This is a genomic window from Pseudomonadota bacterium (assembly GCA_037200975.1).
GTDB lineage: Bacteria > Pseudomonadota > Gammaproteobacteria > Steroidobacterales > Steroidobacteraceae > CADEED01.
Window position 1 is genome coordinate 1,781,197 of record JBBCGI010000001.1, and the last position, 15,933, is coordinate 1,797,129.

A 15,933-nucleotide genomic window follows, 5' to 3' on the forward strand; every position below is an offset into this window, starting at 1 on the left:
ACAATCTGCCACCATGACACGGACCCAGAAAAAGGCCGCCGCCAGAGGCGCTACGTCCAAGGTGCCCGCCCCCGCGCGGATCGCCAGTGCCTCGAAGCCGCTGGCCATCAAGCCGGGACGCAACGCCACCATCAACGACATTGCGCGCCTCGCGAGCGTGTCGAAGAAGACGGTGTCGCGCGTGATCAACCAGTCGCCGCTGGTGCAGGAAGACACGCGCGCGCGGATCCAGGCGGTCATCGACAAGTTTGGCTACGTCCCCGATCCGCAGGCACGCGGCCTCGCCTTCCGCAAGTCGTTCCTGATCGGGCTGGTTTACGACAATCCGAATGCGCAGTACATCGTGAACTGCATGGAAGGCGCGCTCGACGCGGTGCGCAACTCCGAATACGAAGTGGTGGTGCATCCCTGCGACCGCAAGAAGCCGGATTACATCGCCGGCGTACGCCGCTTCGTCGAGCGGCAGAAACTGCGCGGCGTGATCCTGCTGCCGCCCATCTCGGAAAACGACGAGCTGACGCGCGCGCTGACCGCGGCCGATTGCTCCTACGTACGCATCACCTACACCCAGCTCGACGATCCGTCGCGTATCGTGACGTCGAACGACCGTCTCGCCGTGGCCGAGGTCGCTAACTACCTCGTCTCGCTCGGCCACAAACGCATCGGCTACATCGCCGGCCCGGCCGGCTTCCGTTCGGGCATCGAACGCCTGGCGGGCTTTCGCGACGCGCTGGTCGCGCGCGGCCTGCAACTGGGTTCGGAACTCATCGTCGAGGGTGGTTATACCTACGAGAGCGGCGTCGCGGGCGCCGAGAAGCTGCTCGCGCTGACCCCGCGGCCGACCGCGATTTTCGCCAGCAACGACGAAATGGCCGCCGGCGTGTATCGCGTCGCGAATCGACTCGGGCTTTCGATTCCAGGCGATCTGTCGATCGTCGGCTTCGACGACGGCCCGCTGGCGTCGCGCCTGTTGCCCTCGTTGACCACGATCCGCCTGCCGATCCGCGAACTCGGCCGGATGGCGGCGCTCAAGATCCTGCATCCAGAGACGGCCACCGGCTCGCATGCGGTGGTCACTCCGCTCGAGCCGCACCTGGTCATCCGCGACTCCTGCCAGCCGCCCACGCGGTAGCCACGTCTGATCGATTTCACGACCGGCGCGACCGCGGCGCCGGTCGCGTCGCGGACCCGAAGCCGCAATATGACACCGGTTTCCTCCCGGGAAAAGACGCGGTAGAATCGCCCCCCTTCAGAAATGCGCCAGCCCCCGGGACAATCAATATGAAGTTCGAGACGAGACACGCCGCCCATCAGAGCATCGTTCAATCCGCCGACGCCGCGAAGTTGCGCGAGCTGTTCCACGTCAGCGAGATGTTCGTGCCGGACGACGCCACCCTCACCTTCAGCCACATCGAACGCATGATCGTCGGCGGCGTGATGCCGGTGTCGAAGAGCGTCGACCTCAATGAAGTGCCGGCACTCAACAAGGGCCCGTTCCTGGCGCGGCGCGAGCTCGGCATCATCAACATCGGCGGCCCGGGCAAGGTCACCGTGGACGGCAAGGCCACTGCGCTGGCCGCGCGCGAAGGCCTGTACGTCCCGATGGGGACCACCGGTCTGTCGTTCGCCTCGGATTCGGCGGCGACGCCCGCCAAGTTCTACCTCGCGAGCACGCCCGCACACGCGCGTTACGAGACGGTGAAGATCGACATCGCCAGGGCGAATCCGATGCCGGTCGGCGCGCCCGCCACCGCCAACGAACGGACTATCTACCAGTACATCAACCCGGACATCTGCAAGTCGGCGCAGTTGCTGATGGGGCTCACTTCTCTCAAGGAAGGCAGCGTGTGGAACACCATGCCCTGCCACCTGCACGAGCGCCGCTCCGAGACGTATTTCTATTTCGACCTGAAGCCCGACGCCCGCGTCGTGCACATCATGGGCGAGCCGCACGAAACACGGCACATCTTCGTCGCCAACGAGGAGGCCGTCATCGCGCCGCCCTGGTCCATCCACACGGGCTGCGGCACGTCCAACTACAGCTTCATCTGGGCGATGGGCGGCGAGAACCAGGAATACAAGGACGTCGCCTGGGTGCCGATGAACGTGTTGCGTTGAGCACATGAGCTTCGCTTTGACAGGCCGCGTCGCCGCGGTCACAGGCGCGAACACCGGCCTCGGGCGTGCGATCGCCGAAGCGCTGGCCGCCGCGGGCGCGGATATCGCCTGCATCGGCCGCAGCGATCCGGCCGAAACGCTGGCAGCAGTGAAGGCCCTCGGCCGCCGCGGCCACTGGGTCAGTGCCGACCTGGGCGCGAAGCCCGACTACTCCGCCATCGTCGCCGACATCGTGCAGCAGCTTGGCGGCCTGCACATCCTGGTGAACAACGCCGGCATCATCCGCCGCAACAACGCCATCGATTTCACCGAGGCCGACTGGGATGCGGTGCTCGACGTGAACCTGAAGGCGGTGTTTTTCCTGTCGCAGGCAGCGGCGCGGCACATGATTCCCGGCGGCGGTGGCAAGATCATCAACATCGCCTCCATGCTTTCGTTCCAGGGCGGCATCCGTGTGCCGTCCTACACCGCCAGCAAGAGCGGTATCGCCGGCCTCACGCGGCTGCTGGCCAACGAGTGGGCGGTGTCGAGAATCAACGTGAACGCGATCGCGCCCGGCTATTTCGCCACCAACAACACGGCCGCGCTGCAGGCGGACGTGAAGCGGAATGCCGAAATTCTCGGGCGGATTCCGTCGGGGCGCTGGGGCGACCCGAAAGATCTGGGTGGCGCCGCGGTGTTCCTGGCTTCGGACGCCTCGAACTATGTGCAGGGCATCGTCCTGCCGGTCGACGGCGGATGGCTCGCCCGATAGGTCAGTAGCCGGGTCATTCGCCGCGCGACCCCGTTATGATGCCGGCTCACACCGTGAGCCGAGGTTCGCCGAGTGAATCGCATTGCGTTCTGCCTGCTGGTCCTGCTGGCGGCGTGCCCCGGCGCGCGTGCCGCGCCCGACCATGTCGACATCACCTGGATGTCGATCGCAAACATGCACTTCGCGGTGGGCGACCAGCAGATTCTCGCCGACGGCTACATCACGCGGCTGCCGCAGGACCTGTTCCACGGCGGCGGCGGGGTCGACGCAACGAGTCGCGCGATGCGTGCGGATGAAGCCGCGGTGCGCGAGGTATTCGAGGCCATTGGCGGCAAAGCCGCGGTCAACCTGCTGCTCACCGGCCACAGCCATTTCGACCATTCGTTCGACACTGCAACCTGGGCGAAACTCTCCGGCGCCAGGGTCATCGGCTCGCCCACGACCTGCTTCCAGGTGCGCGCTGAAAAAGTGGCGGCGCGACGCTGCACTCCCGTGCTGGGGGGCGAACACTTCGAGCTCGCTGCGGGTGTGCACATGTATGTCGTGCGCTGGAATCACAGCGGCGATCCGGCCAGGAATCCGGCACAGCACAACCCACGGGAGCTCAGCCGCGTGCCCGTGCCGAGTGCCGGCGGCCTGCGCGCGGGAGTCGCCGAAGATTTCCCGAACGGCGGCGGCAATCGTGCCTATCTGTTCACGGTCGACGGACCCGCGAGACGTTTGAGCTGGTTCTTCCAGGATTCGGCCAGCCCGGTCGATCTGCGCGATCCGATCGTGCTCGACGGCAGGAACTACGGCGCGCCGCTCGACAACCTCGCCGCGGCCATGCGCGCGGCGGGCGTCGAGTCGGTCGACCTGTGGATAGCGACCGGAGGCGTCGACGTGGCGAACCTCGTGTTGCCGGTGCTGCGGCCCGCTGCCTATCTACCCGTGCATTGGGACGGATTGTTCGGCGCCTTCAAGGCTGGACCGCCAGCGCCGTACTCCGACGAACCGCTCGAGACGCTGCTCGCGGCAGCGGGTGTCGAGCTGATCAGACCCGTGCAGTACATGGACAAGTGGCGGCTCGACCGCGCGGGAATCCACGCGCTCGACAATGCCGCCGTCAAACGCGCCCTGGGGTTCCATTGATGCGCGTCGCATTCCTCGGGCTCGGCAACATGGGGCAAGGCATGGCCGCGCGCCTGCTGACGGCCGGACACACACTCACGGTGTACAACCGCACCACCGCGCGCACCGCGTCCTTGCAGGCTCTCGGCGCGCGCGTCGCGGACTCGCCACGCGAGGCTGCCCAGGGCGCCGACGTCATCATCGGCATGACGGCGAGCGATGAATCGTCTCGTGCCACCTGGCTGGGGACCGAGGGCGCGCTGGCCGCGAAGAACGCGCCCGACGCGCTGTGCGTGGAATGTTCGACGCTGTCGCACGACTGGGTGCTGGAACTTTCGGCGCAGGTTCGTCTGCGGGGCTTCAGGTACGTGGATGCGCCCGTGACCGGGCTCCCGGACGCCGCCGCATCCGGCACGCTGACGTTGCTGGTCGGAGCGGAGCCGGCGAATCTCGACGCCGCACGGCCCATCCTCACCTCGCTCGCCACGCGCGTGCTGCACTTCGGACCCGTCGGTCAGGGCACCGTGTACAAACTCATGATCAACCTCATGGGTGCCGTGCAGATCGGCGCGGCCGCGGAAGGACTGGCGCTCGCGCAAGGCGCGGGTCTCGATCTGAAGCTAGTGGCGGATGCGATCGGCAGCGGCCAGGCGGCGAGCCCGCAGGTGGTACGCAACGTGCGCCGCTTTGTCGCGGGCGACCATGCCACCAACGTCAACTTCACGCCGGCGCTGCGCCTCAAGGACATCGAATACGCGCTGCGCCTGGCGCGCCAGCTGGGCGCGAGCCACGAATTCGGCCTGGCCGCCGAACGGCTCTATCGCCGCGCGCTCGAGCTCGGTTTCGACCGCGACAACGAGAGCCGCATCATCGATGCGGTGCGGCCGAACAATTCCTGAGCAATCCGGACAGTAGTTAGAGCGAGCAGACCGGCGCGTTGGCGAGGCCGAGCGGCTTGACCTGATCGTTGCCGGCATCCTTGTCGGCGACCACGCGCAACAACATTCCCCACGGCGTGCTGCGATACGTGCCGGGCGAGATGCCGGGACCGGCAACCTTGACGACGGCGGCATCGTGCGGCTGGGGCTTGAGGACGCGCACGTGGGCGAGGATGACCCCGCTATCGGCGGCGCGCCGCAACTGCACGCAGATTTCATCCTGTGCGGTGAAGGCCAGTTGCCGCGGTTGATCGCCGACCTGCATCACCAGCCGCTGTCCGGCGGGACCTGCGTACCGGGCAGGATCGACGTCGAGGAAATACGTGCTGCTGCTCGCCTCGACCTGGGCGAGCGCAACTCCCACTACCGCGGCGCACGACGCCACAGAGAAAGTTATTTTGCGCATGTCGTATCGGAGCACACTTTTTCCGGGAAGTTCCCTCAGCGGAAAACCTTACCACTTGTCGGAGGTTGCCGACGCAGTAGTCAGTCCCCCGCTTGCAGTTTCTTGCGCATATTTGCGTCCGGCCGGGTGCGCGGCGCGATTCCGCGCACAAAAAAAGACCGTTCGTGACACAAACTCACACGATGTTCCCGTTCGGCGACATCCGCAGTGCCGATACGCGCCCGGAATTCCGTGTCGAGCGTGATGGAAGCGTCATCGCCGGGTAACGCGCTTGCCTCATGCAGGCCGTACGACTTGCCGGGCATCGGGCGCGGTATTCGGAATTATAGTAGTTAGCTACGAAGGCGAGCGCGTGAAGGCCGGTCTCCGCCGAGTCCTGCCGCTACCAGTGTTTGCGGATGCCGATCGTGAAGAACAGCTCGTCCTTGTCGTAACTGACGACCTCCGCCTGCGCGAGCCAGCTTCGGCCGACGCGTACGCCGCCGCCACCGCCGATGTATACGCCGACGTCGTTGAGTTTCTCGTAGGCGATCGCCGGCGAACTGCTGCTGTTGTCGATCTGCACCGCGCCGAGCTTCAGCAGCGGGAAGAACTTCGCCTCGCGGCCCGCCGCGAGCGGCAGCCATTCGACACCCACGCCGAGCATCTTGTATTCGATGTCGCCCAGGTGGCCGACGCCCGGGTTGTCGGATGAAATGCCGGCCTTGCCGCCGTCGGCATAAAACGCTTCGGCGCTCCAGTGCGCCGACCAGGCATAACCGGCGCTGACACGGAACCCGGTACTCTGGTCGTCATCGACCTTGAAACCACCGTCGCGGTTGCGTGGCTCGAGGCGCGAGAGGCCGGCGTCGAGGCCTGCGTACCAACCCTCGGTAGTCGGCTCGGCGGCGCTGGCGGCGCCGGGATGTGCGAGCACCAGCGCCGCAGCCAGCGCCGGCGCGAAGCTGCGCGCCGGCCGGAAGCGGCGCAGCAGTAGCAGCGCGAGCGCGCCTGACAACCCCGCCACCGTCAGCGGATCGATCGCACCGGCGCCGCGCACCGCGGTTTCGAGATGCCCGGGCTGGTCGAGTGAATCGGGAATGCCGTCGTGATCGGAATCGAAGCGGCCTTCGCGGGCGTCGGAGATGCCATCGTTGTCGCTGTCCAGATCGAGCGCATCCGGGATGCCGTCACCATCGGTATCGGCGCGCGGCAGCGTGTGCCCGCCGGGCGCCGTCCCGACGACCACTTCCGAGATGCCGTCGCGATCGTCGTCGGCGCCGTCCTGGCGTCCGTCACCGTTCGCATCGACGCCGCCGCTCTCGAGCACGTCGCTGATCCCGTCGCCGTCGCTGTCGAGATCGCGATGATTGTCGACGCCATCGTCGTCGCTGTCCGGGAGCGGCAGCGCATGGCCGCCGAGGCCCGGCTCGAACTGATCCGACAGGCCGTTGTGGTTGACGTCCACGAAATTGTCCACTTCGCCATCGCCATTGGAATCGACGCCACCCGCTTCGACGATATCGGCGACGCCGTCACCGTCGCTGTCCAGGTCCGCCAGGTTCGGCAAGCCATCGCCATCCGTGTCGTCCGCGCCGTCGAGCGCATTCGGAATGCCGTCGTTGTCGATGTCGAGATCCAGGGCATCGGATACGCCATCGCCATCGCGATCGGCGAAGCTGCCGAACACCAGCGGCGCCGCATCCACGCGGTCGCGGATGCCGTCTTCGTCGCTGTCCGCACCGGCGTCGACGCGCCCGTCGTTGTTGGCATCGGACGAAGTGCGTCCCGCGGTCACGATGTCGTGCACGCCATCGTTGTTGGAGTCGAGATCGCGGAAGTCCGGCGTGCCGTCGCTGTCCGTGTCACGCGGGTTCCCGGTGCGCGTCTGGCCGGCGTCCATCATGGAATCGCCGTCGGCGTCGATCAGGCCGGCTTCGACCACGTCGGCCAGGCCGTCGTCGTCGGAGTCGAGGTCGCGCAGGTCGGGGATGCCGTCGTCATCGGTGTCGGTCAGCAGCGTCGGCGTGCCCTCGAACGAATCGAGAATGCCGTCGTTGTCGGAATCAGCGTCCCGGAAATCGGCCAGGCCATCGCCGTCCGTGTCGCGCGGCATCGCAGCGTCCGCCACGCCATCGCCGTCGATGTCGCCGCCACCCACTTCGTCCACGTCGAATGCATCGTCGATGCCATCGCCGTCGGTGTCGATGCCGCTGGCGTTGTTCTCGCGCGCATCGGGCAACGTGTCGTTGTCGCTGTCGAGATCGAGGTAGTCAGGCGTGCCGTCGCCATCGCTGTCGACCGGCTGCGATGCATCGTTGCCCTTCTCGAGCGCATCGGGCATGCCATCACCGTCGCTGTCGCGATCCAGGTAGTCAGGCGTACCATCGCCATCCGTGTCGAACGGATGCAGCGGATCGGCACCCACTTCGGCGGCATCCGGGATGCCGTCATTGTCGCTGTCGGCGTCGGCGGCATTTTCGATGCCGTCGCCGTCGCTGTCGCCCGCTTCGAGAACGTCGGGAATACCGTCGCCGTCGGTGTCCGTGGGATCCGCCGGGTTGCCGACTTCCGCGCCGTCGTTGATGCCGTCACCGTCGGTGTCGGGATTGTTGCGGTCGGTGCCGTTTGTGTCTTCGTCGCCGTTGCTCAGGCCATCGCCGTCATCGTCCGCCGCGAGGCAGGCCGCGCTGGCCGGATTCGGCACGCAGGGATTGTTATTGGCCGAATCGGTCTGGTTCGGAACGCCGTCGCCATCCGCATCGGCAATAGATGACTCGAGCACGTTCGGAACGCCGTCGCCATCGGTGTCGATCGGATTGGCCGGATTGCCGCCCGCTTCCGCACCGTCGTTGACGCCGTCGCCGTCGGTGTCTGCATTGCCGCGGCTGGTGCCGAGCGCGTCTTCCTGGCTGTTGGTGAGGCCGTCGCCATCGCTGTCGGCGGCGAGGCAGGCCGCGCTGTTGCCGTTCGGATTACACGGATCGTTGTTAGACGGGTCGAGCTGGTTCGGCACGCCGTCACCATCCGAATCCGTCAGCGACGATTCGCGCGCGTTGATGAGGCCGTCGCCATCGGTATCGGCCGGGGTGCTCACGTTGCCGCCGACTTCGGCGTGGTCGTTGGCGCCGTCGCCATCGGTGTCGGCGTTGTCGCGATTCGTGCCGAGCGTGTCTTCCTGGCCGTTGGTCAGGCCGTCGCCGTCATTGTCGAGCCCCAGGCATGGGGCGCTGCTGACGTTCGGCACGCAGGGATTGTTGTTGGCCGCGTCGTTCTGGTTGACGACGCCGTCGCCATCGCTGTCCGCGACCGACGATTCGAGCACGTTCGGAATGCCGTCGCCATCCGTGTCCAGCGGCGCGTTGACATTGCCGCCGACTTCCGCGCCATCGTTGGCGCCGTCGCCATCGGTGTCCGCGTTGTTGCGATTCGTGCCGAGTGCGTCTTCCTGGCCGTTGGTCAGGCCGTCGCCGTCCGTGTCGAGCAGGAGGCACGGGGCGCTGTTCGCGGCCGGAACGCAGGAATTGTTGTTAGCCGAGTCGAGCTGGTTCGAAACGCCGTCGCCGTCGGTATCGGTGATCGAAGATTCGATCGCATTGATGAGGCCGTCGCCATCGGTATCGAGCGGCGCGGCCGGATTCGGGCCGACCTCCGCCCCGTCATCGACCCCGTCGCCGTCGGAATCCGCATTGTTGGGGTTGGTGGTGAGGGTGGCTTCCTGGCTGTCGAGCAGGCCGTCGCCGTCACTGTCGTTGTTGAAGCCGTTCGCGCCCACGCCCGTCGTATGCGTGAACTGCGCGAAGGCGATGTCCTGCTGCAAGGGAAAATTGCCGTGGTTCGGATCGAGCCAGAACAATTGCGCCTGCACCGTGTACGTGCCGGAGACACTCGCCAGCGGATATACCGGGCTCACGTTGCGTACCGTGTCGACTCCCGCGGCGGCCGCGAAATCGCTGGTCGAGACCGTGACCGCGTTGCCGTTCGGATCGATGAGGCTGATCTGCAGGCGGTAGGTGCCGCCGGTAGTTGGATGAACCGTGGTCGACGTACTGATCGTTACCGCGCCGGCATTCACCGACGTGCCGGTGATCCGCACGCTGCGCGTGTCGCCATCGGCCGCACCGCCGCCGTCGACGAGAATCTGCGCCCAGTCGATCGTGGTGACCCACTGGGTGGAGTCGCCGCCGGTATCCACGTTGACCTGCACCAGGTTCCGGCCCTGCACGAACCAGGCGGGATTGATGTTGAACGAGGTGACGCTCCAGACGTTGTCCGCGCCGGTCAGCCGGCCGAGGTAATGACCGTTGAAGTAGACGTCGTCGACTTCGCCCTGCTCTTCGTCGACGTCGAGCGCCCGCAAGGTGATGACGCCGGAGTTCAGCGGCACCTGCGTGACATCGACGTTGAATTCGATCGGGTGGACGCCGTTGGTATTGCCGAGCGACACGTCCATGTCGTTGTCCGCGACGTGGGTGTGTGAGTTGTTCTCGTTGTCCGAGTTCGTGTAGTAGGTCGCCTGGGCGAAAGCCACGGGCGCGAATGCCGCCGCGCAACCAGCGAACACCAGAGAGCCGAGCCATCCGCGCTTGAACTGACGCATTCTCAAAACTCCTTCCGACCGTACCCAGACGTTTTTCCGTCACGAGGCCCGCAACAGATTGCGGAAATGACCTCTTGAGTACTGCCATCGGCGTTTTGAGGGCCGGCATTAGCGTTTTAAGGGAATGGATGTCTCATAACGGGGTGCAAATGACCCGATTTCACTTAAGGTGTTTTCGCAGCGACGCGCCGATCAGAGCAGCGTGTCTTCCTTTCCCAGCATCTCCTTGCGCACCAGGGGTATGGGCGGCACGCCGTACGACAGGAAGCGGTCGTGGAACTGCAGGGGCGACGCCTGCGGATTTGCCGCCAGCCAGTCGGCGCGCAATTTCCGGATCATCAACTTGCCGAGCGTGTACGAGAGATAGCCGGGGTCGTAGGTGCCGCGCAGCGCCTGCTGGCGCGCGTTGCCGGCATCCGCGAACGCCTGTTCGCGGAACATCTGCTCCGATTCCGCCAGCGACATGCAGCCGCTGTGCAGGCAGACGGCGGAGATGAAACGCACGTCCCGCAGCAACGCGTTGGTCAACATGCCGATGCGCATCTCCGGTTTGCCGTCGCCGAGGCCGGCGTCGTACATCATCTCCTCGGCGTAATGAGCCCAGCCTTCTCCGAAAGCGTAGTCCCACCACAACGCGGCCACCCGCGAAGGATTGCGATTCGCGAACTGCGACTGCAGGTAGTGGCCCGGCCACACCTCGTGCGCGGACACGAATAGTAGATAGGCCTTTCCGGGCAGATAGGCATTACGCTCCGCCGCGCTCCACCGGGCGTCCGGCGGCGCGACGTAGTACGTGGCCTTGATGGCCGGGTTCTCGTAAGGCCCCGGAATGCTGATGTAGGCAAAGTTGCCGCGGTTGTACGGCGGCGACTCTGCCACCAGCGCCTGTTCCTGGTTCGGGATGGTGACGATCCTGCGATCCAGGACGAATTTGCGCAGCTCCGCCAATTGCGCGCGCGCCCCATCGATGGTGCCGCCGGTGGGTTTGTCGGCGCGCATCTTGTCGACGCAGGCCGAAAGCTTCGCCTTCGGCGCATAGGCGGCGCACGCCTGCGCGAGTGCCGCGAGATTGCGCTCGAGATCCTTGCGGCCGGCCAGTTCGAGCTCCTCGAGCGAAGTGTCGACGTGTTCCGTGTCGCGCAGCATCTGCGAGAACTTCGCCGCGCCGAGCGCGAAGTCGTCGGTGCCGGTGGCGCGCTGCGACTCCAGCCATTGCGTGAGCTCGTCCATGGATACCGCCGCGTCCGCGGTGGCCAGGGTAAGATCGCGCTTCAGCTTCTCGTCGCCGAGATCGCGGTAGAACGCGGGCATCTCGGTGCGAAAGAAGGTCGCGTAGCCGCTGTAGGCGGCGACGCTGCGCTCGATGAAGGCTTTCGGGATCGGCGTGCGCACATTCGCGCGAATCTCAGCGGCCAGTTTCGGTATGGCGCGTGCGTAACCGAGGAATCCGGTGAGGCGCTGCGGCAAGGGCGCGTACTCGCGCGTCAGGTACATCGAAGGATCCAGCTTGCCGAGATACCAGGCGGGATTGCGGAACGGCTCGCCGACGTCTGCGAGCCAGAACAACTCCTTGCCGATGACCCAGCGCAGGTATTCGCGCTCGAAACGCTGTTCGGGCTGGAGTGCCGCAGCGTCGAACTCATCGAGGCTGGCGCGCTGGGCGCGCAGCTGCGCGACGTCCGCCTCGAGCGCGTCGCGGCTCCAGTCGGGCATCAGGCCGTCGTATTCGTGGCGGCCGGAATCGACCGCGAAATACGGGTCGGCCTTGAAACGCGACTCGATGAACGCGTCGACGAACTGTGGCCAGCTCTTCGGACTCGCGGCCACCGCCGCAGGGGGTGCGTCGGCGGGTTTCGGTTGCTCGCGGGCGCAGGCGGCGAGAATGGCGGCGCTCAACGCGGCGGCGAACAGGCGGATACGCATGACGAGGCTCCGGCGAAACGGGCAGCGCCGGATCGTAATGGATGCCGCGGGCCGGCGCCCGCCAAGGTCAATGCGTGAGAGCCGCGCCCGCCGTGGTGGAAGTGGACGCCGCGGCGTCGTGCCGCGCTTCGGGCGAATGGAAGTCCAGCAGCAGGCCGCTGTAAACCATGCGTTGCGCGAACTCGCGCGCCAGTGGCGCGGCGATGCGCCGCGCGGCCGGCGGCGCGAGACCGCGCAGCGGCAGATCGGATGTGTCGGCGGGATGCCGCTGCCAGTGGGACAGCGCCGCGAGCAGCAGCATCTCCTGCCGGTTGACGACGCGCGCGCCGCGTTCCGCCGGCTGGAATCCCCAGGTGTCGTCCGCGATGAGCGTGTTCTGCAATTCGGCAAACAGGATCTGCGAGCCGCACATGCCGGCCGAATGAAAGAGATGGCACAGGCACTGGCGCCGGCGGACGGAGCGCTGCTGGTTCGCGCGATGGGTACGCGCGGCGAACAGCACGAACATCGACGCCTCATCGAGCGCGGTGACCAGCGTGATGACATTGCCTTCGAGGGTGTGTTTCATGATTCACCGCAAGTGGTGGTGGTGACGCGCGCGAAATAGACCAGCGCGTGATCGAGCTGGCCGCAATCGAACAGCAGCTTGCCGAGCGCGAGCTGCGTATCGGTGCGCGCGCCGTCGAGCAGCAATGCGTTGCGCAACGCGGTCAGCGCACTGGCGCGATCGCCGAGCTGCGCGAGTGCGTCGCCGAGGTGATGCCACGACGTGGCATCGTCAGGATCGAAGCGCAGCGCCAGCACGTGTTGCCGCACGGCCGCGCGCAGCTGCTCGCGCTGCGGCGCGGTCTCGGCCGCGGTCTGTTCCGCGGCGTGGGGCGCTTCGAGTACTGGCGCGAACATTCAACGCTGCGCGACGGCGTGGACCTGCGGTTTGACCGCGGCGCGGATCAGTTGCTGCGCTTCCGCGATACGGCCCGCCTCGGGCGTCGTCTCGTTCGCCATCTCGTAGACGCGATCGAGTGCTTCGGCCACCTCCGCGCCGCCGGCTACTTCGACTGGCCTGGTGCCCGCCAGCAGATGCGCCCACTCGGCGCGCACAGCTGCCCAGTAACCCCGGGTGCGTTCGTAGTAAGCGCGTGCCGGCGCAAAATCGAAATCCGTGACGCAGCGGTATTCGTTCACGCCGAGCTCGCGCGCGATGTACGGACGGACGGCCGTGTTGGAGCGGTCCCATTTCGTATTGTCCTGCTCGTGGACCCAGCCCCAGGGCGTGATCGCCTGGCGATTCACGGCCAGCAACACGTCGTAGTCCTTGCGCGTGGAATATTCGCGGCGCGGCAGCGGCCGCCACGTGACGGCGGATTGCCAGGCTGAGTACATGCCGTCGTGCACCCATCTACCGTAGCTTTCGTAGCGCGGGCCGTCGTTCACTTCGTACACCGCCTGCGTCCAGGTGCCGCGCACGGTGCTGGCGGAAAGATGGCGGCCCGTCCAGGTGCGGCCACCGGCGAATTCACGCAGGTCGCGGTCTTCGTAGGTCCAGTCCTGGCGCCAGTGTTTGACGACATGTTCGCCGTCCTTGCTCACGAGGATGTGCTGCAGCACGATTTTCCTGCCGGTGTCCTCGGCGACCAGCACGGTCTCGAAGCCGGCGGACTTGTCGTGTTTGAGTTCGTAGCCCTCGCGCAACGCGACCGTCTCGTCGAACTTGAACTTCACCTCGAAATCGCCCGCCATGGCGAGGATGGCTTTGCGATCACGCTCGAAGGCCGCGGAATCCCGCGCGAACGCGCCCTGCGCGAATGCAGCGCATAAGACCAGGGCGAAAACGGTGTGGTTCGCACGCATGTCTTAGAACTCCACTTTGAGGCTGAGGGACGCGGTGCGTCCGGGACGCGTGAAGCGGTCGATGGCGACGTCGGTCGACGGACGGCCGCGCACATCGGCCCAGTCCCAGTATTTCTCGTCGGTAAGGTTGTAGACCCCGGCGTTCAGGCGCAGGTGGTCGCCAACACGGAACTCGCCGTAGAAGTCGATGGTGAGATAGCTGCCGGGCAGGAACTGCGAAACTTCGGGGTCAACACGCGATTTTCCATCGACCCAGGTGATCGCAAGCCCTGTATTCCAGCGTGCGCCCGCCGGTAGATAGTCGACACCCGTGACCACGCGCAGCGGGTCAATGGTATCAAGCGGCTTGTTGGTCTCGCGATTTGTGCCACGCGAGTAACCGATCGCGGATTGCCAGGTCAGCGGGCCGAACGGCACGACGGCCTTGGCCTCGGCGCCGTAGATGCGCACCGAATCCAGGTTCTGCGACTGGAACACCAGCAGTCCACTTTGCGGATCGATACCCACAGTGGCGAAGGACTGGATGAAATCGTCGTACGTGTTGTAGAACGCGCTGAAATCGAGACGCAGTCCGTCGTTCGAATATTTCACGCCCGCCTCGAAGTTGTCGCTGCTCTCGGGTTTGAGATCCGGATTCGGAATGGTGGTGTAGCCGCCGGCGAGATTCGTGAACCCTACGTTCACGTCGGCATACGGCGGGGCACGATAGCCGTAGTTGTAGCTCGCGAACACCGACAGCGTATCCAGGGCGCGGAACACGACGCCTAGTTTGGGCGAAACGCTGTCGTCGTCGACCGGCGCCGGGGTGACCCCCGGATTGTCGGCGGCGAAAATTGGGTCCGGGCGCGGCGTGAGTTCGTAACGGTCGAAACGCACGCCCGGCGTCACGATGAAGCGGCCGGCGCGCATCTCGTCCTGTAGATAGATGCTGCTGGAGCGCGTGTCGGAGTTCGGAAAATCGCGCACCGGGAACAGATCCGGGCCGACCTGCGAGGTGACCGTGCCGGTCGTCAGATTCCGCTCGACGCCGCCGCGCAATTGTTCGGTGTGAGTATCGAGATATTCGAGGCCGACGGTGACGCGCTGGCTGAGCGCGCCCGTCTCCCAGGTCTTGTACAGGGTGACTTCCCCACCGCTGAGGTCCTGGTCGAACTGGAATACGCGGTCGCGCACGCGTAGCGTGGTCACTGCGCCGGCGCGCACGGTACGATTCTCGGTGGTGTACTGGCGCGTCTTGGACTTCTGGTCGTAGATGCGCCAGACGCCGCCATCGAGCAGCGCGAAGCCGAGCTCGCTGAACTCATGCTCAAACGACACGCGCTGGCGTTCGTCGTCGTCGTCGCCGGTCAGCGAGGTGGTGTCGAGGGCGGCAGTCGCGGTGCGGCTGGTGATGACGTCGGTGAACTGATCGTGCCGCGAGCTTTCGAACGTCAGTCGCAGCGCCTGCGTATCGCCCGGATTGAAGACACCCTTGAGCAGCACGCCGTCGCCGTAACCGTCCTGCGGGTTGGGCGTGGTGCGCGTGCCGTTCAACGCATCGTTCGTGCCGTGGTTTTCGTAACTGCCGTTTTCCTGGTGCGTGTAGACCGCCAGCGCGGAGAAGCGGCCGAAACGGCCGGCAGCGGTGACGGAGCCGCTGCTGCCGTCGTGCGCCTCGCCGTAGGTGCCGCGCGCGCCGAGGTAGAAATCGCGCTCGCGCAGCAGATCCGCCGGATCTTTGGTGGTGAGCGCCACGACACCACCGATGGCATCGGAACCGTACAGCGACGAAGCCGAGCCGCGCACGATCTCGACGCGCTTGAGCAGATCGAGATCGATGCCGTCGCGCGAGGCATTCGAAAAGCTGCCGATCGAGAATGTGTCGGGGATGCGCACGTTGTCGATCTCGATGAGCACACGGTTGCCCTCGATGCCGCGTACGTTGAAATTCGACAGGCCGAACCGGTCGACGTTGTTGCGTACCGATACATTGGGCTCGTAGCGCACCAGGTCGCGGATGTCGCCGTCGACGCGCCGTTCGAAATCCTCGCTGCCGATGACCGACACGGTGGCGGGCACCTCGAGCAGCGGCGTGGCGATCTTGGTCGCGCTCACGGTGATCTCGTCGAGCGGCGTCTCGGGACTCGCGGATTGCGCCGGAGCGGCCATTGCCGGACCGGCAAGGAGCGCGACAGCGAGCGTACTGACAGGGACTGCGGGGAATTTCATGCCAACCTCTTTGTACCGCGCATTGCGCGAAGGGCTGGCTGCCTGG

General features: G+C 65.9%; 13 protein-coding genes. 5 read left to right on the top strand and 8 right to left on the bottom strand.

The genetic code is table 11. The features are described from left to right. Positions 1 to 13 precede the first annotated feature (13 nt). From WDO72_07920 to WDO72_07940, 5 genes are all read left to right on the top strand, one after another. Positions 14 to 1,132, top strand: a complete 1,119-nt coding sequence (locus tag WDO72_07920; protein ID MEJ0085592.1) for a LacI family DNA-binding transcriptional regulator — start codon at positions 14 to 16, stop codon at positions 1,130 to 1,132. A gap of 149 nt (positions 1,133 to 1,281) precedes the next feature. Beyond that, positions 1,282 to 2,118, top strand: a complete 837-nt coding sequence (kduI, locus tag WDO72_07925) for a 5-dehydro-4-deoxy-D-glucuronate isomerase (GenBank protein ID MEJ0085593.1) — start codon at positions 1,282 to 1,284, stop codon at positions 2,116 to 2,118. Positions 2,119 to 2,122: 4 nt separating this feature from the next. Beyond that, positions 2,123 to 2,872, top strand: a complete 750-nt coding sequence (kduD, locus tag WDO72_07930; GenBank protein MEJ0085594.1) for a 2-dehydro-3-deoxy-D-gluconate 5-dehydrogenase KduD — start codon at positions 2,123 to 2,125, stop codon at positions 2,870 to 2,872. A gap of 72 nt (positions 2,873 to 2,944) precedes the next feature. After that, complete coding sequence (locus tag WDO72_07935) at positions 2,945 to 4,003, top strand: hypothetical protein (protein MEJ0085595.1); 1,059 nt, start codon at positions 2,945 to 2,947, stop codon at positions 4,001 to 4,003. After that, on the top strand, positions 4,003 to 4,881 hold the full coding sequence (locus WDO72_07940) for an NAD(P)-dependent oxidoreductase (protein MEJ0085596.1): 879 nt from the start codon (positions 4,003 to 4,005) through the stop codon (positions 4,879 to 4,881). The genes WDO72_07935 and WDO72_07940 overlap by 1 nt, the downstream gene beginning before the upstream one ends. Before the next feature lie 16 nt (positions 4,882 to 4,897). Here the strand turns inward: WDO72_07940 and WDO72_07945 are convergent, their stop codons facing one another. From WDO72_07945 to WDO72_07980, 8 genes are all read right to left on the bottom strand, one after another. Then, a complete protein-coding gene (locus tag WDO72_07945; protein ID MEJ0085597.1) occupies positions 4,898 to 5,326 on the bottom strand; it encodes a hypothetical protein in 429 nt (142 codons plus the stop codon). 80 nt (positions 5,327 to 5,406) lie between these two features. Then, positions 5,407 to 5,631 carry a hypothetical protein gene (locus WDO72_07950; protein MEJ0085598.1) on the bottom strand — a complete coding sequence of 75 codons (225 nt, stop codon included), beginning with the start codon at positions 5,629 to 5,631 and terminating at the stop codon, positions 5,407 to 5,409. A gap of 77 nt (positions 5,632 to 5,708) precedes the next feature. Beyond that, positions 5,709 to 9,905, bottom strand: coding sequence for an outer membrane beta-barrel protein (locus tag WDO72_07955; GenBank protein ID MEJ0085599.1), 4,197 nt, complete (start codon positions 9,903 to 9,905; stop codon positions 5,709 to 5,711). A gap of 192 nt (positions 9,906 to 10,097) precedes the next feature. Next, entirely contained in the window at positions 10,098 to 11,828 is a 1,731-nt protein-coding gene (locus WDO72_07960) for a DUF885 domain-containing protein (GenBank protein ID MEJ0085600.1), read from the bottom strand. Positions 11,829 to 11,895: 67 nt separating this feature from the next. Next, positions 11,896 to 12,396: a hypothetical protein gene (locus WDO72_07965; GenBank protein MEJ0085601.1), complete on the bottom strand. Its 501-nt coding sequence runs from the start codon at positions 12,394 to 12,396 to the stop codon at positions 11,896 to 11,898. After that, positions 12,393 to 12,731, bottom strand: a complete 339-nt coding sequence (locus WDO72_07970; protein ID MEJ0085602.1) for a hypothetical protein — start codon at positions 12,729 to 12,731, stop codon at positions 12,393 to 12,395. Before WDO72_07970 ends, WDO72_07965 begins: the two co-directional genes overlap by 4 nt. Then, complete coding sequence (locus tag WDO72_07975; protein MEJ0085603.1) at positions 12,732 to 13,679, bottom strand: DUF6607 family protein; 948 nt, start codon at positions 13,677 to 13,679, stop codon at positions 12,732 to 12,734. 3 nt (positions 13,680 to 13,682) lie between these two features. Further along, positions 13,683 to 15,887 (bottom strand): TonB-dependent hemoglobin/transferrin/lactoferrin family receptor, encoded by a 2,205-nt coding sequence (locus tag WDO72_07980; protein ID MEJ0085604.1) that lies wholly within the window; start codon positions 15,885 to 15,887, stop codon positions 13,683 to 13,685. Positions 15,888 to 15,933: the final 46 nt, after the last annotated feature.